General features: G+C 57.4%; 22 protein-coding genes. 13 read left to right on the top strand and 9 right to left on the bottom strand.

Annotation, left to right across the window (positions count from 1 at the left end):
- The first annotated feature begins 13 nt into the window (after nt 1–13).
- On the top strand, nt 14–1,255 hold the full coding sequence (gene sstT / locus HWQ14_RS08125; protein WP_176609418.1) for a serine/threonine transporter SstT: 1,242 nt from the start codon (nt 14–16) through the stop codon (nt 1,253–1,255).
- 110 nt (nt 1,256–1,365) lie between these two features.
- Here sstT and HWQ14_RS08120 read toward each other — a convergent pair whose 3' ends face one another.
- The 3 genes from HWQ14_RS08120 to uxaC form a co-directional block, all read right to left on the bottom strand.
- Nucleotides 1,366–2,508 (bottom strand): IS481 family transposase, encoded by a 1,143-nt coding sequence (locus tag HWQ14_RS08120; RefSeq protein ID WP_432418028.1) that lies wholly within the window; start codon nt 2,506–2,508, stop codon nt 1,366–1,368.
- Nucleotides 2,509–2,637: 129 nt separating this feature from the next.
- The gene (locus HWQ14_RS08115; RefSeq protein WP_176609417.1) at nt 2,638–4,125 is read right to left on the bottom strand and encodes a UxaA family hydrolase; all 1,488 of its coding nucleotides are present in this window, start codon (nt 4,123–4,125) and stop codon (nt 2,638–2,640) included.
- A gap of 17 nt (nt 4,126–4,142) precedes the next feature.
- Nucleotides 4,143–5,555: a glucuronate isomerase gene (gene uxaC, locus HWQ14_RS08110; protein ID WP_148418378.1), complete on the bottom strand. Its 1,413-nt coding sequence runs from the start codon at nt 5,553–5,555 to the stop codon at nt 4,143–4,145.
- A gap of 474 nt (nt 5,556–6,029) precedes the next feature.
- Here uxaC and HWQ14_RS08105 point away from each other — a divergent pair, with 474 nt between their 5' ends.
- From HWQ14_RS08105 to HWQ14_RS08055, 11 genes are all read left to right on the top strand, one after another.
- Nucleotides 6,030–7,328, top strand: a complete 1,299-nt coding sequence (locus HWQ14_RS08105; protein ID WP_148418377.1) for an MFS transporter — start codon at nt 6,030–6,032, stop codon at nt 7,326–7,328.
- 129 nt (nt 7,329–7,457) lie between these two features.
- Nucleotides 7,458–8,234, top strand: a complete 777-nt coding sequence (gene exuR / locus HWQ14_RS08100) for a transcriptional regulator ExuR (protein ID WP_148418376.1) — start codon at nt 7,458–7,460, stop codon at nt 8,232–8,234.
- A gap of 342 nt (nt 8,235–8,576) precedes the next feature.
- Nucleotides 8,577–9,239: a DedA family general envelope maintenance protein YqjA gene (gene yqjA / locus HWQ14_RS08095; RefSeq protein ID WP_022649475.1), complete on the top strand. Its 663-nt coding sequence runs from the start codon at nt 8,577–8,579 to the stop codon at nt 9,237–9,239.
- A 2-nt stretch (nt 9,240–9,241) separates the two neighbouring features.
- Nucleotides 9,242–9,625: an EnvZ/OmpR regulon moderator MzrA gene (gene mzrA / locus HWQ14_RS08090; RefSeq protein WP_148418375.1), complete on the top strand. Its 384-nt coding sequence runs from the start codon at nt 9,242–9,244 to the stop codon at nt 9,623–9,625.
- A 143-nt stretch (nt 9,626–9,768) separates the two neighbouring features.
- Nucleotides 9,769–10,137 (top strand): DUF1090 domain-containing protein, encoded by a 369-nt coding sequence (locus HWQ14_RS08085; protein WP_148418374.1) that lies wholly within the window; start codon nt 9,769–9,771, stop codon nt 10,135–10,137.
- A 29-nt stretch (nt 10,138–10,166) separates the two neighbouring features.
- Nucleotides 10,167–10,472, top strand: a complete 306-nt coding sequence (locus tag HWQ14_RS08080; RefSeq protein WP_003862645.1) for a DUF883 family protein — start codon at nt 10,167–10,169, stop codon at nt 10,470–10,472.
- Nucleotides 10,473–10,474: 2 nt separating this feature from the next.
- Complete coding sequence (locus tag HWQ14_RS08075) at nt 10,475–10,873, top strand: phage holin family protein (RefSeq protein ID WP_148418373.1); 399 nt, start codon at nt 10,475–10,477, stop codon at nt 10,871–10,873.
- On the top strand, nt 10,870–11,166 hold the full coding sequence (locus HWQ14_RS08070; RefSeq protein WP_148418372.1) for a YqjK-like family protein: 297 nt from the start codon (nt 10,870–10,872) through the stop codon (nt 11,164–11,166). The genes HWQ14_RS08075 and HWQ14_RS08070 overlap by 4 nt, the downstream gene beginning before the upstream one ends.
- A gap of 249 nt (nt 11,167–11,415) precedes the next feature.
- Nucleotides 11,416–11,808 carry a DoxX family protein gene (locus HWQ14_RS08065; RefSeq protein ID WP_148418371.1) on the top strand — a complete coding sequence of 131 codons (393 nt, stop codon included), beginning with the start codon at nt 11,416–11,418 and terminating at the stop codon, nt 11,806–11,808.
- Between the two features lie 72 nt (nt 11,809–11,880).
- Nucleotides 11,881–12,867, top strand: coding sequence for a glutathione S-transferase family protein (locus HWQ14_RS08060; protein ID WP_176609416.1), 987 nt, complete (start codon nt 11,881–11,883; stop codon nt 12,865–12,867).
- Between the two features lie 106 nt (nt 12,868–12,973).
- Nucleotides 12,974–13,339: a DUF805 domain-containing protein gene (locus HWQ14_RS08055; protein ID WP_176609415.1), complete on the top strand. Its 366-nt coding sequence runs from the start codon at nt 12,974–12,976 to the stop codon at nt 13,337–13,339.
- A gap of 41 nt (nt 13,340–13,380) precedes the next feature.
- Here the strand turns inward: HWQ14_RS08055 and yhaJ are convergent, their stop codons facing one another.
- Nucleotides 13,381–14,283, bottom strand: a complete 903-nt coding sequence (gene yhaJ, locus HWQ14_RS08050) for a DNA-binding transcriptional regulator YhaJ (protein ID WP_176609414.1) — start codon at nt 14,281–14,283, stop codon at nt 13,381–13,383.
- 104 nt (nt 14,284–14,387) lie between these two features.
- Between yhaJ and HWQ14_RS08045 the strand changes: the two genes are divergently transcribed.
- Nucleotides 14,388–15,089, top strand: coding sequence for a pirin family protein (locus HWQ14_RS08045; protein ID WP_176609413.1), 702 nt, complete (start codon nt 14,388–14,390; stop codon nt 15,087–15,089).
- Between the two features lie 102 nt (nt 15,090–15,191).
- Here HWQ14_RS08045 and HWQ14_RS08040 read toward each other — a convergent pair whose 3' ends face one another.
- The 5 genes from HWQ14_RS08040 to tdcC all read right to left on the bottom strand — a co-directional run bounded on the left by HWQ14_RS08040 (nt 15,192) and on the right by tdcC (nt 23,000).
- Entirely contained in the window at nt 15,192–16,493 is a 1,302-nt protein-coding gene (locus HWQ14_RS08040; protein ID WP_176609412.1) for a serine dehydratase subunit alpha family protein, read from the bottom strand.
- Nucleotides 16,494–16,513: 20 nt separating this feature from the next.
- A complete protein-coding gene (locus HWQ14_RS08035; RefSeq protein WP_176609411.1) occupies nt 16,514–17,845 on the bottom strand; it encodes an amino acid permease in 1,332 nt (443 codons plus the stop codon).
- A 274-nt stretch (nt 17,846–18,119) separates the two neighbouring features.
- A complete protein-coding gene (gene pflB / locus HWQ14_RS08030) occupies nt 18,120–20,414 on the bottom strand; it encodes a formate C-acetyltransferase (protein WP_176609410.1) in 2,295 nt (764 codons plus the stop codon).
- Nucleotides 20,415–20,429: 15 nt separating this feature from the next.
- Nucleotides 20,430–21,638, bottom strand: a complete 1,209-nt coding sequence (gene tdcD / locus HWQ14_RS08025) for a propionate kinase (protein ID WP_176609409.1) — start codon at nt 21,636–21,638, stop codon at nt 20,430–20,432.
- 30 nt (nt 21,639–21,668) lie between these two features.
- Nucleotides 21,669–23,000 (bottom strand): threonine/serine transporter TdcC, encoded by a 1,332-nt coding sequence (gene tdcC / locus HWQ14_RS08020; RefSeq protein WP_176609408.1) that lies wholly within the window; start codon nt 22,998–23,000, stop codon nt 21,669–21,671.
- Between the last annotated feature and the right edge of the window lie 2 nt (nt 23,001–23,002).

The following is a 23,002-nucleotide window of genomic DNA, read 5'->3' as shown; positions in this document are numbered from 1 at the left end:
TTAGGAATTTAGTATGAGCACACAATCTAAAGGCCTGCTGGCGCGTATCACGCAGGGCAGCCTGGTTAAACAAATCCTGATAGGGCTGGTTCTGGGGATCCTGCTGGCGCTGGTGTCAAAACCTGCCGCGGAAGCGACAGGGTTACTCGGCACCCTGTTCGTGGGCGCGCTGAAGGCCGTTGCGCCGGTGCTGGTTCTGATGCTGGTCATGGCTTCCATCGCCAATCACCAGCACGGACAAAAAACCAACATTCGTCCGATTCTCTTTTTATATCTGCTGGGCGCGTTTTCTGCTGCGCTGACCGCGGTGGTCTTTAGCTTCCTCTTCCCGTCCACGCTGCATCTGACCTCTGCGGCGGGCGACATCACGCCGCCTTCCGGCATCGTGGAGGTTCTGCGTGGCCTGCTGATGAGCATGGTGACAAACCCGATTGATGCCCTGCTGAATGCAAACTACATTGGCATCCTGGTCTGGGCAATCGGGCTTGGCTTCGCCCTGCGTCACGGCAACGAAACGACAAAAAACCTGGTCAACGATATGTCCAACGCCGTGACCTTTATCGTGAAGGTCGTCATTCGCTTTGCGCCGGTCGGTATCTTTGGTCTGGTGTCGTCTACGCTTGCGACAACCGGCTTTGACGCGCTGTGGGGTTATGCACAGCTGCTGTTTGTGCTGGTAGGCTGCATGCTGCTGGTGGCGCTGGTGATCAACCCGCTGCTGGTGTTCTGGCAGATCCGCCGCAACCCGTATCCGCTGGTATTGACCTGCCTGCGCGAAAGCGGCGTATATGCCTTCTTTACCCGCAGCTCGGCGGCGAACATTCCGGTAAACATGGCGCTGGCTGAGAAGCTGAACCTGGATCGCGACACCTACTCGGTTTCCATTCCGCTGGGTGCGACCGTCAACATGGCGGGTGCAGCGATTACCATCACCGTGCTGACGCTGGCGGCCGTGCATACGCTGGGTATTCCGGTCGATCTGCCAACGGCGCTGCTGCTGAGCGTGGTGGCGTCGCTGTGCGCCTGCGGCGCATCCGGCGTGGCGGGCGGTTCGCTGCTGCTGATCCCGCTGGCCTGTAATATGTTTGACATTCCGAACGAAATTGCCATGCAGGTTGTTGCGGTCGGCTTCATTATCGGCGTCCTGCAGGACTCCTGCGAAACCGCGCTGAACTCCTCAACGGACGTGCTGTTCACCGCGGCGGCCTGCCAGGCGGAAGATGCGCGTTTAGCGAAGAACGCCCTGCGCGGATAAAGCAAAACGGCAACCCTGAGGTTGCCGTTTTAGTATTTGCCCCCCCTCTCCCCGTGGTGTACGGTCCGGGGACATGGTAGACAGGTGTTCGGGGACATGGTGAACACTTTTTAACATCCTTTACCCATGGTGATCGACTTTTTCTTCAGGTCGATCACCCCCACTTTCGTGCTGTACCACCACACCTCGTAGCGGCCGTCTTCCTGCATCTCCTTCAGCCCGACCCGTTCTCCCCTGAACGCCTTGCCTGCGCTCAGACTTACCCCTTTCACGCTCAGCTTTCCGCTGATATCCACTTTCCTGACCATCACGCCCTCGTCGTATTCCGGGGGCGGTGTGTTGCCGCTGTACTGCCGTGCAGACGGCTTATACCGCGAGCCCGGTACCGCCATGTCCAGCGCCTCATGCGGGCGTTCAAGGTTATAGACCGTCCGCCAGTGGTCGAAGGCGCGCTGTAGTTCACCCCCGCTCGCGAACCACTTCCCCTGCAGCACCTCTGCCTTCAGGCTGCGGTGAAAACGCTCCAGCTTACCCTGTGTCTGCGGATGATACGGCCGGGAGTGCCCCACCCGGATACCCAGACGCATCAGCCACAGCTCCAGCGCCGTCCAGGTGCCGGTGGTGTCTCCCCACGGTGAGCCGTTATCCATCGTCATCCGGTCCGGCAGGCCGTAGCGTTCAAACACGCTGACCAGCTGCTGCTGCACGGTCTCGCGCCGTTCATCGGTACAGTGCGCCAGGCACAGGGAAAAACGGGAGTGGTCGTCCAGCAGGGTGAGCGGATGGCAGCGGCCCCCGCCAAAGGGAAAGTGGCCCTTAAAATCCATCTGCCAGAGCCGGTTCGGCGCGTCATGTTCGAACCGTCCCGTGACGGGAATGCCCGGTGAAGTGCCCGGCAGCAGACCATGGCGGGCCATCAGGTTATGAACGGTGCTGAAGGCGGGCATAGTGTGCCCCTGGTCTTCCAGCCAGTGCTTTATCTTGCGCGCGCCCCAGCGTTGATGGCGGTTATGGGCCATACGCAGCAGGGCAGTGATGTCGTCAGATGAGCGGTTCGGGGAATGGTGCGGTATGCGCGGGCGGTCCTGAAGGCCCGCGGCCCCTTCCTCCGCCCAGCGGTGAAGCCACTTGTAGCCGGTGGCAGGTGAAATGCCAAAGTGACGGCAGAGGGAACGGATGTTCGCCCCGTCCTGCGAGGCGAACAAAACAAACTCGGTACGTAATGACATGGTATCTCTCGCATCCCAGGGCATAAGCGACTCCATAAGCGGGTTCTTATGCCTTAGTTGTAAGTGTCTACCATGTCCCCGAACAAGTGTTCACTATGTCCCCGGACCGTACAGTGGAGAGGGTTGGGGTGAGGGCTCCAGCCCGCACCCAGCTTAGAGCGTCACACCACTCTTAAAAATCGCCAGCTCGCGGAAGTCGTTCTTCTCGTTACAGGTCTGCCTGCCGCTGGCGAACTCTGCGATAGCGTCCACGAACTCGGTCAGCAGCTGCGGCATCGCTTTGCCGTGGATCAGCTGTCCTGCGTCGAAATCGATCCAGTGCTTTTTCTTTGCCGCCAGCTCGCTGTTGGTGGCAATTTTAACCGTCGGCACAAACCCGCCGTACGGCGTACCGCGGCCGGTACTGAACAGCACCATATGGCAGCCCGCTCCCGCCAGCGCGCTGGTGGCGACCGCATCGTTACCCGGCGCGCTCAGCAGGTTCAGGCCGTGGGTTTTCAGGCGTTCGCCGTAGCGCAGAACGTCCACCACCTGGCTGGCGCCCGCCTTCTGGGTGCAGCCGAGGGATTTCTCTTCCAGCGTGGTGATCCCCCCCGCTTTGTTACCCGGCGACGGGTTCTCATAAATCGGCTGGTTGTGGGCTATAAAGTACTGTTTGAAGTCGTTCACCAGGGTGACGGTCTTTTCAAACGTCTCTTCGTCGCGGCAGTGGCTCATCAGAATACGCTCCGCGCCGAACATCTCCGGCACTTCGGTCAGCACCGTGGTGCCGCCGTTGGCAATCACGTAATCCGAGAAGCGACCCAGCATCGGGTTGGCGGTAATGCCGGAAAGCCCGTCAGATCCGCCGCACTCCAGGCCAAACTTCAGTTCGCTCAGCTTGCCCGGCTCGCGCCTGTCGTGACGCATCACCTCATACAGCTGATGCAGCTGTTCAACGCCCACCTCCACTTCGTCATCCTGATGCTGACACACCATAAAGCGCACGCGCCCGGGATCGAAGTTGCCCAGCGTTTCGCGAAAGGCATCCACTTGGTTGTTTTCGCAGCCGAGGCCAATCACCAGCACCGCGCCCGCATTCGGATGACGCACCATGTTTTGCAGCATGGTGCGGGTGTTGATGTGGTCGTCACCCAGCTGGGAGCAGCCGTAGGTGTGGCTGAACAGATGCACCCCGTCGGTGCCTTCGGCACCGCTGGTCTCTTTCAGGAAGCGCGCCTGGATTTGACGCGCAATCCCGTTCACGCAGCCGACGGTCGGGAGGATCCACAGTTCATTGCGGATCCCCACCTCGCCGCTGGCGCGGCGGTAAATCTGCACCTCACGATCGGCCGCCTGGGCTTCTTCCGTCTGAAAGTCAGGTTGATAGCTGTACTCGTCCAGATCGCTGAGGTTGGTGCGGGTATTGTGGGAATGAATGTATTCACCCGGCGCAATATCCGCCAGCGCGTGACCGATGGGCAAGCCGTACTTCACCACGCTCTCCCCTTTCCCAATGGGGATCAGGGCAAACTTATGGCCACGCCCAATGGCCTGGCGTAACGTCACCGACTGGCTGTCGAAGGTCACTTCCGTCCCTTCGGCTAAATCTGCCAGCGCGACGGCAACGTTATCCAGCGAATGGATTTTGATGTATTGCATATCAACCTCAAGCGGCCTTAGTTCAGTTCAATGGCGAAGTAGTCACGCGCATTGTTAAAGCAGATGTTTTTCACCATTTCGCCCAGCAGCTGGATATCCGCTGGCGCTTCGCCCGCGTGCACCCAACGGCCAATCATCTGGCACAGAATGCGGCGGAAATATTCGTGGCGAGTGTAGGAGAGGAAGCTGCGGCTGTCGGTCAGCATGCCGACAAAGCGGCTTAACAGGCCAAGCTGCGCCAGCTGCGTCATCTGACGCTCCATGCCGTCTTTCTGGTCGTTAAACCACCAGCCGGAGCCGAACTGCATCTTGCCCGGCATCCCTTCCCCCTGGAAGTTGCCGATCATGGTACCCAGCACTTCGTTATCGCGCGGGTTCAGGCAGTAGAGGATGGTTTTTGGCAGCAGGTTTTGCTCGTTCTGTTTGCTCAGCAGCTTAGACAGCTCTTCCGCCAGCGGACGGTCGTTGATGGAGTCAAAGCCGACGTCCGCGCCCAGCAGCATAAACTGGCGCTGGTTGTTATTGCGCAGCGCGCCGATGTGATACTGCTGAACCCAGCCGCGACGGGCATATTCCGCACCGAGGAACACCAGCACCGCGGTTTTAAACTGGGCGACTTCATGCTCGCTTAACTGTTCGCCGGAGAGACGGCGCGCCAGAATGCTGTCCAGCTCGGCTTCGTTAGATTCCGCGAACAGCACCACGTCCAGCGCGTGGTCAGAGACCTTACAGCCGTGCGCGGCGAAGTGATCCAGACGTTTGGTGAGCGCCGTTTGCAGATCGGCGAAACGACGGATGTCGGTATCGGAGACTTCCGCCAGCTTCGCCATGTAGTCGTTAAAGGTTGCCTGCTCGATGTTGAAGGCTTTATCCGGGCGCCAGCTTGGCAGCACCTTGATGTCAAACGAGGCGTCTTTGGCGACCACCGCGTGGTGCTCCAGGGAGTCGATCGGATCGTCGGTCGTCCCCACCATCTTCACGTTCATCTGCTTCATGATGCCGCGCGCGGAGAAGTTGTCCTGCGCGAGCAGGTCGTTGCACTGGTCCCAGATTTCATCCGCGGTGGCTGGAGAAAGCAGCTTGCCGGTGATGCCAAACGGACGACGCAGCTCAAGGTGCGTCCAGTGGTATAGCGGATTACCGATGGTGTGCGGAACGGTAGCGGCCCAGGCGTCAAACTTCTCGCGGTCGGTGGCGTCGCCGGTACACAGGCGCTCGGCCACGCCGTTGGTGCGCATCGCTCGCCATTTATAGTGGTCACCCTTCAGCCAGATATCATACAGGTTTTTGAAGCGGTAATTTTCGGCAACCTGCTGCGGCGGTAAATGGCAGTGGTAGTCGAAAATCGGCTGGTCTTTTGCGTAGTCGTGGTACAGGCGGCGGGCAAATTCGGTATCTAACAGAAAATCGTCGGTCATAAACGGCGTCATTATCGTCTTCCTCATTACGGGAGCGGCAGAAAGCTTATGTTCAGATGCTGCAAAGTTATCACACCAATTTCCAGAGGCCGACGTTTTTTTCGTGAGTTAGATCAATAAACGTCGACAAATAAATTACCCTCAAAGGGGTAAACCCTCTCGCAGACCGCGCCAGCACTGGCTTTATCCGCGCCGCAGAATATCCCTACAAAGATTCACACTTTTGTGATGTCACTCACCTTTTAAAGTTGTATGACAAGTTATCGTTTCGCCGTCGCAAACACTATGCCGACGGAATGCATTACCGGTGCTTCACACCGGATTTAACGGTACGGAAACCGACTTAAGCACGATTACTTATGGCAAGGTTCGGGCCGTTCCGGGACACGCTCCCGGTTACGCCCCTCCCGTTACAGAACAGCTCCCGATAACGGTTGAGCTGTTGCCGTGTCCCGACACGGAAATAACATAACGATGAGGTTTTACATGCGTAAAATTAAAGGGTTACGTTGGTACATGATTGCACTGGTGACGCTCGGCACCGTGCTGGGCTACCTGACGCGTAACACCGTGGCAGCCGCGGCGCCAACGTTGATGGAAGAGTTACATATTTCCACGCAGCAATACTCTTACATCATCGCGGCGTACTCTGCCGCTTACACCGTAATGCAGCCTGTTGCAGGTTATGTTCTTGATATTCTGGGTACAAAAATTGGTTACGCCTTCTTCGCCGTTGCCTGGGCCGTCTTCTGCGGCGCGACCGCACTGGCAGGGAGCTGGGGCGGGCTGGCGCTGGCGCGTGGTGCGGTTGGTGCCGCCGAAGCGGCGATGATCCCGGCGGGGCTGAAGGCCAGCTCCGAGTGGTTCCCGGCAAAAGAGCGCTCCATTGCGGTGGGCTACTTCAACGTGGGCTCGTCCATCGGGGCGATGATTGCGCCACCGCTGGTGGTATGGGCCATCGTGATGCACAGCTGGCAGATGGCGTTCATCATCTCGGGCGTACTGAGCTTTGCCTGGGCGATGGCGTGGCTGATCTTCTATAAACACCCGCGCGATCAGAAAAAGCTGTCTACCGAAGAACGCGACTACATTATTAATGGTCAGGAATCGCAGCATCAGACCGATAACGGTAAAAAGATGTCAGTCTGGCAGATCCTCGGCACCCGTCAGTTCTGGGGTATCGCCCTGCCACGCTTCCTGGCAGAACCGGCCTGGGGCACGTTCAACGCCTGGATCCCGCTATTCATGTTCAAAGTTTACGGCTTTAACCTGAAAGAGATCGCGATGTTCGCCTGGATGCCAATGCTGTTCGCGGACCTGGGCTGTATCGTAGGCGGCTACCTGCCACCGCTGTTCCAGCGCTGGTTTGGCGTGAACCTGATTGTTTCCCGTAAGATGGTGGTCACCCTGGGCGCGCTGCTGATGATCGGCCCGGGCATGATCGGTCTTTTCACCAGCCCTTACGTTGCTATCGCGCTGCTGTGTATCGGTGGTTTTGCTCACCAGTCTCTCTCCGGCGCGCTGATTACGCTCTCTTCCGACGTGTTTGGCCGTAACGAAGTTGCCACCGCCAACGGCCTGACCGGCATGGCCGCCTGGACAGCAAGCACCATGTTCGCCCTGGTGGTCGGCGCGCTGGCAGACACCATCGGCTTCAGCCCGCTGTTCGCGGTGCTGGCTATCTTCGACCTGCTGGGCGCGGTGGTGATCTGGACGGTGCTGAAAAGTAAATCCGCCGACGAACTGGCGAAAGAGTCCCTTGGAGGGCCGGCGACGCAGAGTTAGCGCTGCGCCACCACCCGGGAAAATCTTCGCAGAAGCCGCCTCCGGGCGGCTTTTTTGATGGCAAAATCTGGAGACTGGCACGTAAAAGTGGTATAACAAATCATTCGCGGTACCCTGCCTGGAGCGTATATGGAAATCACCGAATCTCGTCGTTTATATCAACAACTTGCTGCCGAGCTGAAAGATCGCATCGAGCAAGGTGTCTATCTTGTCGGTGATAAACTTCCCGCCGAGCGTTTTATCGCGGACGAGAAAAGCGTCAGCCGCACGGTGGTGCGCGAAGCCATCATCATGCTGGAAGTGGAAGGCTACGTTGAGGTGCGAAAAGGCTCCGGCATTCACGTGATTTCCAGCCAGGCAAAGCACTCTCCGGCCCCGGACGAAAGCCTGGAGTTTGCCAGCTACGGCCCGTTCGAGCTTCTCCAGGCTCGCCAGCTGATCGAAAGCAATATCGCGGAATTTGCGGCGACTCAGGTGACCAAGCAGGACATCATGAAGCTGATGGAAATTCAGGATCACGCGCGTAAGGAAAAATGTTTCCGCGATTCCGAATGGGACCTGCAGTTCCACGTCCAGGTCGCCCTTGCAACCCAGAATACGGCGCTGGCGGCAATCGTAGAAAAAATGTGGACTCAGCGCGTTCACAACCCGTACTGGAAGAAACTGCACGATCACATCGATTCCCGCACGGTGGATAACTGGTGCGACGACCACGATCAGATTCTTAAAGCACTGATTCGTAAAGACCCGCACGCGGCGAAGCTGGCGATGTGGCAGCATCTGGAAAACACCAAACAGATGCTCTTTAATGAAACCAGTGATGACTTTGAATTTAACGCAGACCGCTATCTTTTTGCCGATAATCCGGTCGTTCATCTCGATACTGCGGCCAATCTCGCAAAATAAGCCACTGGCCTGCCGGCAGGCGCACCGCTGCGCCTTCCGGCGACGCAGGGTAAGAAAACCTCTATAGTGTCAGCCTTTGTAAAAATTCTCGCTCCCCTTCATGGCTTACGCCAAAATCACGTTTCCCCTCAAATTCTGTGACGCAGAACGTCGGGCTTTGTTACAATTGGATTCACTTCGTTATTTTGTAAGTTAGTGCTTGCTAACCAGCCAATTAACAGGGAACAGTGTTGGCCACGCATCAATGTGTCCGCGAGCGACCATAATGAAATCACTACAATGTCGCCGTGCTGTTTTTCCCGAATGACAGGCGTGACGTTAACCGATTTCCAGGAACACTGAATGGAACTTTTGACCCAACTACTGAACGCCCTCTGGGCTCAGGATTTCGAAACGCTGGCCAACCCGTCCATGATTGGCATGCTCTATTTTGTCTTATTTATGATCCTGTTCCTTGAGAACGGTTTGTTGCCTGCCGCCTTTTTACCGGGCGACAGTCTGCTGGTGCTGGTCGGGGTACTTTGTGCAAAAGGGGCGATGGCCTTCCCGCAAACGGTATTGCTGTTAACCATTGCCGCCAGCCTGGGCTGCTGGGTGAGCTATATTCAGGGGCGCTGGCTGGGCAACACGCGTATCGTCCAGAACTGGCTTTCGCATCTTCCGGCACATTACCACCAGCGGGCGCACCACCTTTTCCACAAGCACGGGCTTTCCGCGCTGCTGATTGGCCGCTTCATCGCGTTTGTTCGCACCCTGCTGCCCACCATTGCGGGCCTGTCTGGCCTGAGCAGCGCGCGCTTCCAGTTCTTTAACTGGATGAGCGGCTTGCTGTGGGTTCTGATCCTGACCACGCTCGGCTACGCGCTCGGCAAAACGCCGGTATTTATGAAGTATGAAGATCAGCTCATGTCCTGCCTGATGCTGCTGCCGGTCGTCCTGCTGGTGTTTGGTTTGGTAGGTTCACTGGTTGTGCTGTGGAAGAAGAAATACGGAGCCAGGGGTTAACGATGGTTATCTCCCCGCTCGCCCTCCGCCGCTTCTCTTATGCTATCGTCGCGCTGATGATGTTAAGCACGCTCATCCTGCTGTGGTCTGCGCTACAGCATCAGGAGTCGACGCTGGCTATCCGCCCTGTGAGTCAGGGAGCCAGCGTGCCGGATGGTTTTTCCATCTGGCATCATCTGGACGCAAACGGGATCCGCTTTAAAAGCATCACGCCGCAAGACGATGTGCTGCTGATAAAATTTGACTCCAGTGCGCAAAGCGCCGCGGCAAAAGCCGTGCTGGACCGAACGCTGCCTCATGGTTATATCATCGCGCAGCAGGACGATGACAGCCACGTGGCCTCCTGGATGTCACGGTTACGCGACACGTCGCATCGATTTGGTTAACGACTACTATTCCGAATATTTTCACCTACTTTGGTGAAACTCCCGTTTACTTACTATGCTTAAGTACGCGGAGCACCCCTCAGATGTTCTCCGCATAGTTCTGGAACACGGCTTACGCCGTAACACAATGGAAGGTTTCTATAATGAAATACCGCATCACCCTGGCTCTGGCCCTTTTTTCGTTAAGCACAACTTCCTTCGCAATGTCTCTTTGTCAGGAGAAAGAACAGGATATCCAGCGCGAAATCAGCTATGCCGAAAAGCATAACAACCAGCACCGGATCGACGGTCTGAAAAAAGCGCTGAGCGAAGTGAAAGCCAACTGTTCCGACAGCAAGCTGCGTGCCGAACATCAGGAAAAAATCGCTGAACAGAAGGACGAGATAGCCGAGCGCCGTCAAGACCTGCAGGAAGCGAAAGAGAAAGGGGATGCGGAAAAGATTGCCAAGCGCGAGAGGAAGTTACAAGAGGCGCAGGACGAACTGAAAGCGCTGGAAGCTCGCGATTATTGAGTTAACGGAAATCTCAACAGGAGAGAATCATGTCAAAAGATACAACTTCAGAAAATCTGCGCGCTGAACTGAAATCCCTGGCGGACACCCTGGAAGAGGTGCTGAACTCCTCTGCCGATAAATCGAAAGAAGAAGTGAGCAAGCTGCGCAGTAAAGCGGAGCAGGCGCTGAAAGAGAGCCGTTATCGTCTGGGTGAAACCGGTGATGCGCTGGCGAAACAGACCCGCGAAGCAGCAGCGCGCGCAGACGAATATGTACGTGATAATCCATGGACTGGCGTAGGTATTGGTGCCGCAGTAGGTGTGGTGCTGGGCGTTCTGCTGACGCGTCGTTGATTATGGAAGATCCTCGTCACGCACAAGGGCCTGCTAAAAACGTCCTCGGCATCGGCCAGCGTATTCTTACGACGCTGGTCGGGATTGCCGAAACGCGCGTCCGGCTGGCGGTAGTGGAGCTGGAAGAGGAGAAAGCCAATCTCTTCCAGATGCTGCTCATGCTTGGGCTTACGATGCTCTTTGCCGCGTTCGGGCTGATGAGCCTGATGGTGTTAATCATCTGGGCTATTGACCCGCAGTATCGTCTGAACGCGATGATTGCGACCACGGTGGTTCTGCTGGTTGCCGCTCTGATAGGCGGTATCTGGACTCTGCGTAAAGCGCGTACGTCGACCTTCCTGCGCCATACGCGTCAGGAGCTGGCCAACGATCGCGCCCTGCTGGAGGATGACAAGCCGTGAGCGACAAAGCCGAACGTCAGAAGCGAAAAGCGTATCTGCTGAGCCAGATCCAACAGCAGCGGCTGGACCTGTCCGCCAGCCGTCGCGACTGGCTGGAGCTGACCCAGCGTTACGACCGCGGCTGGAATACCATCCTGAGCCTGCGTTCGTGGGCGCTGGTTGGCAGCAGCGTGATGGCTATCTGGACGATTCGTCATCCAAATATGCTGATTCGCTGGGCGCGCCGCGGCTTCGGCGTCTGGAGCGCATGGCGTCTGGTGAAGGCCACGATTCGTCAGCAGCAGCTGCGGTAAAAAGCAAAACGGTAACTCAGGTTACCGTTTTTTGTTTTTGCGCCCTCTCTCTTCAGGACAGTGCTGGCGTGAAGGCAACAGCGCGCACTCCCTTACTCAATATCTTTGAAGAAGATTGACAGTTTTCCTTGCTAACAATTGCTACCCGCCCCGTTTACACTCCTCTCCATCGACAGCAAAGACGCGGTATCTACCCGAATTTGCACATAAATAAAGTTAAGCCGCTGATGTGGTTCCCTGGAGAGTAAAATGAAAAAATTAGAAGATGTTGGTGTACTGGTAGCGCGTATCCTGATGCCTGTTCTGTTTATCGTGGCAGGCTGGGGCAAAATCACCGGCTATGCTGGCACACAGCAGTATATGGAAGCCATGGGCGTGCCGGGGTTCCTGCTGCCGCTGACCATTCTGCTTGAGTTTGGCGGCGGCCTGGCGGTACTGTTCGGTTTCCTGACCCGCACCACGGCGCTGTTCACCGCCGGCTTCACCCTGCTGACCGCGTTCCTGTTCCACAGCAACTTTGCGGAAGGCGTGAACTCCCTGATGTTCATGAAAAACATGACCATCGCAGGCGGCTTCCTGCTGCTGGCCATCACTGGCCCGGGCGCATACAGCATCGACCGCCTTCTGAATAAGAAGTGGTAAGCACGCTATACTGACTGAACTGAAAGCGAGGAGATCTCTCCTCGCTTTTGCTATCTGACGGAGGAGAAAAGAATGGGACAACTCGTAGACGGCGTCTGGCAGGATGTCTGGTATGACACCAAATCCACCGGCGGACGCTTTAAGCGCTCTGTTTCGGCCTTCCGTAACTGGCTGACCGCCGACGGTGCCCCCGGCCCGAGTGGCGAAGGCGGTTTTGCGGCGGAGAAAGACCGTTATCATCTGTACGTTTCTCTCGCCTGTCCGTGGGCGCACCGCACGCTGATTGTGCGCAAACTCAAGGGTCTCGAATCGTTAATTCCGGTTTCGGTGGTGAACCCGCTGATGCTGGAGAACGGCTGGACTTTTGACAGTGATTTCCCTGCCGCGACCGGCGACGATCTTTACCACCACGATTTCCTTTACCAGCTCTACCTGCGCGCCGATCCGCACTACACCGGGCGCGTGACCGTGCCGGTGCTGTGGGACAAGAAAAACCAGACGATCGTCAGCAATGAGTCTGCGGAAATCATCCGCATGTTCAATACCGCGTTTGACGCGCACGGTGCCCGCGCCGGGGATTATTATCCGGTTGAGCTGCGCGAGAAAATTGACGAGCTGAACGGCTGGATCTACGACAGCGTGAACAACGGCGCCTATAAAGCCGGCTTCGCCACCAGCCAGGAAGCCTACGACGAAGCGGTCGGCAGCGTCTTTGCCTCTCTGGAGCGCCTGGAGCAGATCCTCGGCCAGCACCGCTATTTAACGGGCGATCGCCTGACGGAAGCGGACATCCGCCTGTGGACTACGCTGATCCGCTTCGATCCGGTTTACGTTACACACTTCAAGTGCGATAAACACCGCATCAGCGACTACCTGAACCTGCACGGTTTCCTGCGCGATATCTACCAGACGCCGGGGATCGCGGAAACGGTCGATTTCGATCATATTCGCACCCACTATTTCCGCAGCCATAAGACCATCAACCCAACGGGCATTATCTCTGTTGGGCCCTGGCAGGATCTGGATGAACCGCACGGGCGCGACGTTCGTTTTGGATAATTATTTAGGGAATCAATAGATTCCCTTTTTTAATTCACACCATGCATCTATCCTTACCTCGATCGCTTAGAAAACAAGTGATTGACTGATTAAAGAGGCAAGGAAAATGGACTGGTATTTAAAAGTACTGCGCAATTATTTTGGTTTTGGTGGCCGCGCCCGCCGCAAAGAGTACTGGATGTTCATTCTGGTGAACGCTGTACTTATGATGGTGCTGGGCATTATGGATAAGATTCTCGGCTGGGAGGATTCTGACGGAAAAGGGATCCTTACTGCAATTTATAGCGTGCTGGTTTTGATACCGTCATGGGCCGTGATGTTCCGACGCCTGCACGACACGGATCGTTCTGCCTGGTGGCTGCTGCTGCTGCTGATTCCGATTATCGGCTGGCTCGTGATTTTGGTTTTCCACTGTCAGAGCGGGACGCCGGGCGAAAACCGCTTTGGTCCGGATCCTAAGGTCGGCGCGTAAATTATTGCCCGGTAGCGCTTACGCTTACCGGGCCTGCCCGCTCATTTGTTGTTATGCGCAAAGAGCTTTGGAATTTCACGCAAACACCACGATTTGGCTTCGCCCATGCTGTCGCGACGCCACGCCATTATGATATCCACTTCGCTGGTGTACTCCGGGCTGACGACCCGCAGCCGCCCCTCCGCAATATCGTTTTCCACAAACGGGTACGGCATGGTTGCCACGCCCAGCCCCGCCAGCAGCGCCTGCCGCTTATCCTCCAGCGAGGTCACCGTCAGACGAGGCTGTTTATCGAGCAGCTGAACCGTCAGTACCGGACGCTCGCGGGCGGTGTCCGCGACCGCCACGCCGCGGTACTTCACGCGCGTGACCTCGGAGAGCGGCTCCGGCTCCTGATGGATAGGATGATCCGGGGCGGCAACGTAGACGTTCATGACGCTGTAGAGCTTGCGGGAGTTGATTTCCGACGAGGAGCGGAAGTGCATGTCCGGCGCAATGACGATATCCGCCCTGCCCGTCTCCAGACGCTCCCACGCTCCTGCCAGCACCTCGGTGATGATCGACAGCTGGGTATTGGCTTTTGCGGCCAGCCTGTCCACCAGCGGGAACAGCGCCTCGGTGGGCACCAGCGCTTCGGTAACTAACGTCAGATGGGTTTCCCAGCCGCGGGCCAGCGCTTCAGCATCCGTCGTCAGCTTGTCCGCCGCTTCCAGCAGCACGCGCCCGCGCTCCAGCAGCATCCGGCCAACGTTGGTGAATTTAGTTCGATGACCGGAGCGATCGAAGAGCACCACGTCCAGCTCTTCCTCCAGCTTCTGCATGGTGTAGCTCAGCGCAGACGGAACGCGCCCCAGTTCATCTGCCGCCGCGGCAAAGCTGCCACGCCTGTCAATTGCGTCCATGACACGAAGCGCCTCAAGCGTCAATGCTCTCTCTTTAGCCATCTCGTTCTCATTCAGGAAATTTGAACATACCGGGCAGAATATCTGGCTAACAATGCAGCGTCCATACCTTTACCATTGATTTAGTGTAAAGAGAGGTCAAGTTTATGATTACGACAAGAACAGCTAAACAGTGCGGACAAGCCGATTTCGGTTGGCTGCAGGCCCGCTACACCTTTTCCTTTGGACACTACTTTGACCCTAAACTCCTCGGTTACGCTTCACTGCGCGTATTGAACCAGGAAGTGCTCGCCCCGGGCGCGTCCTTCCAGCCGCGCACGTACCCGAAAGTCGATATCCTGAACCTGATCCTGGAAGGCGAGGCAGAATACCGCGATAGCGAGGGCAATCATGTCCAGGCAAAGGCTGGCGAGGCGCTATTAATTTCCACGCAGCCGGGCATTAGCTACAGCGAGCATAACCTCAGCAAAGACAAAACGCTGACCCGCATGCAGCTGTGGCTGGACGCCTGCCCCGAGCGGGAAAACCCGCTGGTGCAAAAGATCGATCTGAAGGGCGGTAAACAGCAGCTGATTGCGTCGCCTGACGGCAGCAAAGGCAGCCTGCAGCTGCGTCAGCAGGTGTGGCTGCACCATATTGAGCTGAAGAAAGGCGAACAGGCGAGCTTCCAGCTGCACGGCCCGCGCGCCTACTTACAGTCCATTCACGGTACGGTGCATGCGGTAACGCACGCGGAAGAGAAAGAAGCGCTCACCTGCGGCGACGGGGCGTTTATTCGCGATGAGGCGAATATCACCCTGGAGGCGGATACGCCGCTGCGCGCGCTGCTGATTGATTTGCCGGTTTAAAGAACAGACTCGCCCCTCACCCTAGCCCTCTCCCCATAGGGGAGAGGGAACGATCGAGCCCCTCGCCCCTTTGGGGAGAGGGGTTGGGGTGAGGGGAAATTTTTACACCTTACTCGCCATAATCTCAATAATCTGCCGATCCGTTGCCTGCATTGATCGGCAGGCTAACGCACACAGGTTCGAGATCGACTGCTCCACGTCGTGCGCCACAATGCCCTCATTGCCCGTCACGGCAGTATCGTCCAGCGCCATCATCACGGCCTTCCAGGCGCTCCCCACGCTGGTCGACACTTTCATCGCGCAGCTGTTGGACGCCCCATCGCAGATCATCCCGCTGACGTCGCCGATCATACTGCCGATCGCCATTGCTATCGTTCGGTAGTTTCCGCCCATCAACCATGCCATCCCTGCGGCTGCACCCATTGCTGCCGTCGTCGCCGCGCACAGTGCGGACAGGCGCGGAAGCTGATAATGGATATAAATTGCCGACAGATGCGAGAGCATCAGCGCCCTCGCCAGCCGTTCGTCATCAGCCTGAACGTGCTCAGCCACCACCACCACCGGCATGGTGGCGGTGATGCCCTGGTTCCCGGAGCCCGAGTTGCTCATGGCCGGCAGCGTCGCGCCGCCCATACGGGCATCCGAGGCCGCGCTGGTGCGGATAACAATATCTGAGCCCAGATCCTGCGCCACCCATCCGCGCGTGCGCTGCCTGTTGAGGGTCGCGCCAACGCGCAGCCCCCAACGGCCACGTAAACCTTCCCGGGAGAGCGCATCGTTCAGGCGCCCAGCATCAAGGATGAAGCGGATCGCGCTGTACGGCACCTGCTCCACGAACTCCAGGATTTGCGACAGCGTGGCGTTCGCGAGCACCGCCAGCGGGTCATCCTTAGCCTGGCTCTGACGATCGTCAAGCGTGAAGCGGGTTTCCCCCTGGCAAACCACCTCTACCACCCGGGTATGCCCGCCCGCGATGGTTACCATGGCCGAGGACTCTCCGGCATAAACGCAGGCGCGTGAATAGAGGATCTCATCGCAGGGTTCCTGCAATTTAATCTGCACCAGGCCCGCTTTCAGCATCGCTTTGGCGCGCGCCAGCGCATCGGCCGATACGTCTTTCAGCACCTCCAGCCCGGCCCGTGCATTTCCGCCGAGCGCGCCTAGCGCCGCCGCGATGGGCAACCCGACCATGCCGGTGCCGGGCACCGTTACGCCAAGCCCGTTTTTCATCAGGTTTGGCGATACCCACGCCTCAATTCGCGTCACCTCACCGGACAGCTGCCCGGCAGCCATAGCGCAGGCCAGCGCCAGCGAGACGGGTTCAGTACATCCCAGCGCGGGCTTTACCTCTTCCTGCACGGCGCGAATAAAATGGTTCCATAAAGGATTAATTTGCTCAGACATCGTTACGACCTTATTTAACCTCATGAGAAGGCGAGGAAAGGAGAAACACAAAGCAGCAGCCCGGTAATCACAATAATGACCAGCGAAACGCCTTTATATTTGTGAAGTGCGGGCACTTTGTAGACCAGCCACGCCGGAATTAAGCAGCCCACCATCCCGAAAATAGGGCTACAGATGGAGGTGAAGCTCAGCACCGGCGCGTTTAAGACAATGGCGCTCCAGGCGAGCAGAATGGCGAAAAGCATGATGCCGCGCTGGACGGTGCGTTCATTGATGCTTTCAGCCGGCATTTTGCGGCGCAGGATATTCATGACAATCCCCTGCGTCGCCTCGCGAAAGCCCAGATAAACGCCGAAGAAAGCGGTCATCACCGCAAAAATATTCAGGATAACGCTGACGATTTTGACCCAGCCCGCCCCCTCGCCGCTGATAAACTGTGCGGCAATCGCCAGGGCGGAAATATTCTGCTCATAGGCTTTTACCGCCTCGTCGTGGCCCATCGCGAGGGTAAAGGAGACGGCATAGAAGAAGACGGTTACAAACAGTACGCCAAAGGCAATGTTCATCGCCCGCAGCGCCTTATGTCGCGCGACCTCAACGGATTTTTCCCGCGAGCGATAAGAGATCACCATCGGGCTTAATGTCTGAATAAACAGAATAGAGGTTAAGGTAAAGGGCAGCGTGATGATGGCATTTTTAATCAGCAGCCCCATCGGCGGAAGCATACCCACGTTTGCTAAATGCCAAAGGCCAATCATCGACAGCCCCAGCGCGGCCACTACAAACAGTTTTGTGAGCACCATCAGGCTGGAGACTTTAAACAGCAGCTTTTCGCCGCGTGAAGAAATGGCGACCAGAATGCAGATCAGGAATAAACCGTAGAACGGGTTTTCCGACAGCAAACCGTCCGTTACGCCAAAGGTGTGTAAATAGGATGCGCTGTCGTTGGTGATAGCCGTGGAATAAACAAACATCCAGATCACCAGCATCACGAAATAAAGCGCGCCTAATAAGATACCCCAGTTTTTACCCAGGTAACCGCTAATCACGCTCGGGTAGTCTTTGCATTCCGGGGATTCCGCCAGCGTATTAATAAACAGGCGCTGGAACATATACATTGCCGGATAGCCAATTATCGACGAGAGCAGAAAGACCCACAGCCCCATTAATCCCACCTGCACCGGGAGAAAAACAATTCCCGCGCCGATGGCCATTCCAATACTCATGATGACCCAGCCCGTGTCGCTGCTGTCGAATTTAATCGCCTCTCGCCATTCGCTTTCGCTCATTCCCGCCCGCCTTGCCGCAGGGGAATCACTCACAATCACACTGCTTTTTGTTGCCGTATCCATTGGGCACTCGCTTAATTTGTAGGGTAAGTGTTTATTTTTTATATGTTTCTGTTCGCCAGCGATGGCGAGTCAGAGGGTGCAGGTGCGTGTTGTTAGCGTGAGAAAATCATAGCCGGAGAGAGGGAGAAAAAAGTCACAAAATAAATAGGGTTTTTCTTATGCCGGAGGAAGATTTGCTTTTGAAATACTCAATAAGGAGGATATTTTCTAAACGTGATGCTATTCACGAAATTAAAAGCCTCCCCAAAGGGGGGAGGCTCAGCCTTAGCCTGAATTACATCGCCTGCGTAAACGTCCTTGAAATCACGTCCTGCTGCTGCTCCCGCGTCAGGGCATTAAAGCGCACGGCGTAGCCTGAAACGCGGATCGTCAGGTTCGGGTAATTTTCCGGGTGCTCAATGGCATCCAGCAGCATCTCCCGGTTCATGACGTTAACGTTCAGGTGCTGCCCGCCCTCAATTGCCGCCTCATGGTGGAAGTACCCGTCCAGCAGCCCCACAAGGTTGGTTTTGCGCACCCGCTCATCTTTGCCCAGCGCCTGCGGCACGATGGAGAAGGTATAGGAGATCCCGTCTTTGGCGTAAGTGAACGGCAGCTTAGCGACCGAGGTTAACGACGCCACCGCTCCTTTCCTGTCGCGTCCGTGCATCGGGTTGGCGCCCGGCGCAAACGGCGTGCCGCCGCGGCGTCCGTCCGGCGTGTTACCGGTCTTCTGGCCGTACACCACGTTGGAGGTGATGGTCAGGATCGACTGGGTCGGCACCGCGTTGCGGTAGGTTGGCAGCGCCTGAATTTTCTTCATAAAGCGCTCCACCAGATCGCAGGCAATACCGTCCACGCGGTCGTCGTTGTTGCCGTACTGCGGGTAGTCGCCTTCAATCACAAAATCGACCGCCAGGCCGGTGTGGTCGCGCACCGGTTTCACCGTGGCGTATTTAATGGCGGAGAGAGAATCCGCTGCCACCGACAGCCCGGCAATGCCGCAGGCCATGGTGCGATAAACGTCCCGGTCATGGAGCGCCATCAGCGAAGCTTCGTAGCTGTACTTATCGTGCATGAAGTGAATGAGGTTCAGCGCGCTGATGTACTGCACCGCCAGCCAGTCCATAAAGTGATCGAGGCTCGCCATCACGGTATTGTAATCCAGCACCTCATCCAGCAGCGGCTCGGTTTTCGGGCCAACCTGAATCTTCAGCCTCTCGTCCACCCCGCCGTTGATCGCGTACAGCAGCGTTTTCGCCAGGTTGGCGCGGGCACCGAAGAACTGCATCTGCTTGCCGATCACCATCGGGCTGACGCAGCAGGCAATGGCGTAGTCGTCGCTGTTGAAGTCGGCGCGCATCAGATCGTCGTTCTCATACTGCAGCGACGAGGTAACGATCGACACCTGCGCGGCGTATTTCTTGAACGCGATCGGCAGTTGTTCAGACCACAGAATCGTCAGGTTAGGCTCCGGTGCGGGCCCCATGGTGTGCAGGGTATGCAGATAGCGGAAGCTGTTTTTGGTTACCAGCGTACGGCCGTCCAGCCCCATGCCGCCGATCACCTCCGTCGCCCAGATCGGATCGCCGGAGAAGAGGGTGTCGAACTCCGGCGTGCGCAGGAAGCGCACCATGCGGATCTTCATGATGAAGTGGTCGATCAGCTCCTGCGCCTGAACTTCATTTAGCCGCCCGGCCAGCATGTCGCGCTCAATGTAGATATCCAGGAACGACGCCGTGCGCCCCAGCGACATCGCCCCGCCGTTCTGGGATTTTACAGCGGCAAGATAGGCAAAGTAGACCCACTGCACCGCTTCCCGCGCGTCGATCGCCGGGCGTGAAATATCGAAGCCGTAGTTCGCCGCCATCTGCTGGATCTGGAGCAGCGCGCGCCGGTGCTCCGCCAGCTCCTCGCGCAGGCGGATCGTCGCTTCAAGATCTTCTCCGCGCTCCAGCCTGCCCTGCAGATCGGCAAACTGCAGTTCGCGCTCGCGCACCAGGTAGCTGATGCCGTAGAGCGCCACGCGGCGATAGTCGCCGATGATGCGCCCGCGCCCGTAGCCGTCCGGCAGGCCAGTGAGCACGCCGGATTTGCGGCATCGCATCATCTCCGGGGAGTAGACGTCAAATACGCCCTGGTTGTGGGTTTTGCGCAGGTCGGTAAAGAGATATTCAAACTGCGGATCCATCTCGCGACCGTAGGCTTCAAAGGAGCTGCGGATCATGTTGATCCCGCCATACGGATGCAGCGCGCGCTTGAGCGGTTTGTCGGTTTGCAGGCCGACGATCGTCTCAAGCTCCCGGTCGATATAGCCCGGTCCGTGCGCGGTAATGGTAGTAGCAATATTGGTGTCAAAATCCACCGGGGCGTGAGTGGCGTTCTCCTGGCGGATGCCGACCATCACCTTCTGCCACAGCGCCGTCGTTGCTGGCGTCGCCTGTGCGAGGAAAGCTTCATCGCCTTCATAAGGGGTGTAGTTATGCTGAATAAAATCGCGCACGTTAACGGCGTGTTTCCACTCTTCACCGCGAAACCCGGCCCATGCGTCGCTGTATGGCGCGACGCTCGTATCGATTGTTACTTTCATCAGTTTCTCGCTTTATCAGGCGTAAGCCGCTGCCGGGGTAACCTTTCCAAGACGGAGGGCGTCCAGCGCGATCATTTTTTCTTCGTTGGTAGGGATCACCGCGCAGGCCACGCGGGACGATACGGTGGATATCACGCGCTCACCCGCGCTGCCCGGCAGGGCATTTTTTGCCTCGTCGAGCGCGATGCTAAAGACGCTCAGGCGTTCCGCTACCAGCGCGCGGATAAGCGTTGAGTTTTCGCCAATGCCGCCGGTAAAGATCACCCCATCCAGACGGTGCAGGGATGCGGCGTGACCGGCAATATGCCGCGCAATGCGGTGAACAAAGGTGTGTATCGCCAGCTGCGCCCGCTCGTTGCCCTCGTGCCAGGCTTTCTCCAGCACACGCAGATCTGAGGAGATACCGGAGATCCCCAGCAGTCCTGACTCTTTGTTGACCACCCGCTCCAGATCGTCAAATGACTGGCCGGTCTGCCGGGCGATCCACGCCATCGCGCCAAAATCCACGTCGCCGCAGCGCGTGCCCATCATCAGCCCTTCCAGCGGCGTCATGCCCATGGACGTATCAACGCTTTCGCCGTTACGCACCGCGCAGATGGACGCCCCGTTGCCGAGATGGGCAATCACCAGACCGCTGTCATCGGGGGACAGCCCGAGAAGCGCGTGCGCCTGCCCGGCGACGTAGCGGTGAGAGGTGCCGTGGAAACCGTAACGCCGCACGCCCAGCGTTTCGAAATAGCGGTACGGCAGACCGTACAGATAGGCCTGCGGGGGCAGCGTCTGGTGGAAGCTGGTATCAAACACCGCCACCTGCTGCACGCCGGGGAACAGGCGCTCCGCCGCTTCCACGCCGCTCAGGTTGGCGTAGTTGTGCAGCGGCGCCAGCGGCGACACCTGGCGGATCTGCTCAATCACCTGTTCCGTGATCGGAGTCGACTCGCTGAAGAGATCGCCACCGTGAGCAATGCGGTGGCCAATGAAGGCCACGCTGCTCATCAGGTCGCGCTTCTCCAGCTCCAGGGCGATGGCGGCCAGCGCCCCTTCATAGTCCTGGTGAGCCAGCCTGACCGGCTCACCCCCGTTCACGGAAATAAAGGCTTTTTCAGTGTTGATGCCGTCTGCAATGCCCGTCATCAGGGCATCGCAGCCTGCCGCGTCCAGCACTGAAAACTTAACGGAGGACGATCCGCAGTTAATAACCAGTACTACCGGAAACTCAATCATGCTATGGCTCCGCTCTTCCTGAGCTGTGGTTTAAAACAGTTTGTAGACGATGTTCAGAATGGTCAGCAGACCGACCACGGTAACGAAGACGTTCTCGGTCCGGCCTTTGTACTTCGCCAGCGCCGGTGCCTTGCGGATGGCGTACATCGGCAGCAGGCAGAGCAGAGAGGCGATGATTGGCGCTCCCATGGCTTCAATAAGATCAAGAATGTTCGGGTTCGCGTAGGCCACCACCCAGGTGGAGCCCATGATGAAGACCATGCTGATGGTGTTCAGCTTGCCCACGGAGACTTTCGTCTTATCGCCCTTGTAGCCAAACTTGACGATCAGGCCGTTCAACCCCTCCAGCGTGCCCAGGTAGTGGCCGAAGAAGGATTTGAAGATAGCGACCAGCGCGATGATCGACGCGCCATACTCCAGCACCGCGGCAAACGTGGTTTTACTGCCTGACATCGACGCGAAGTGGTTCGCCAGGTACGAGAGCACCGGTATGTTCTGCGCTTTGGCGTCCGCCATGTTCTGCGGAGAGAGCGTAAACAGGCAGCTAAAGGCGAAGAACATCACCACGGCGACCATCAGCATGCTGGCGCGGCCGATGATTTTTGAACATTTCTGCTCGGTGAAATCTTTACCGAACTCCGGCTCGTACTCTTCGCGCTTGGAGACCACGAATGAAGAGACGATCGGCGAGAAGTTAAAGGAAAAGACCATGATGGAGATCCCCAGCCACACCGTGACCAGAATGCCGTCATGTCCGGTAAAGGCGATATCGCTCAGGTTAACCTGGTCGATCACCGCCGAGTTCCAGTACGGGATCAGCGACAGGGAAATCAGGACCAGGCTGGCGATGAACGGGAACACCAGGTAGCTCATCACCTTCACCATCAGGTCTTTACCGAACCAAATCACAAAGGCCATCAGCAGCAGCAGGAACAGCGCCACCACGCCGCGGTTGAGCGCGGGCATCTGGAGCTGGTTTTCCCAGAAGGTCATGAAGGTGTTGGTAATGGTGACGCCGTAAATCCACAGCAGCGGGCAAATGGCAAAGAAGTAGAGGAAGGTGATCACCACCCCGCCGGTTTTACCGAAGTGCTCTTCCACCGTTTCGGTGATGTTGCCGGAGACGTTACTGCCGGACAGGCACAGGCGCGCCAGCGCCCGGTGGCAGTAAAAGGCAATCGGGAACGCAAGAACCAGCATCAGCAGGATAGGGATCAGGCCACCAAACCCCGCACGGATTGGGAAGAACAGCACGCCTGCGCCAATGGCGGTACCAAACAGGCCCAGCGTCCAGGTGGTGTCCGATTTACGCCAGGAGGAGGTTTTTGACTGGCCAACAATAATGCTTTCTGTGTTGCTCATAA

The sequence above is a fragment of the Enterobacter cloacae genome (genome assembly GCF_013375935.1).
GTDB classification, from domain to species: domain Bacteria; phylum Pseudomonadota; class Gammaproteobacteria; order Enterobacterales; family Enterobacteriaceae; genus Enterobacter; species Enterobacter pasteurii.
Note: the sequence above shows the minus strand (reverse complement) of the source record. Positions and strands in the feature narration are given on the sequence as shown.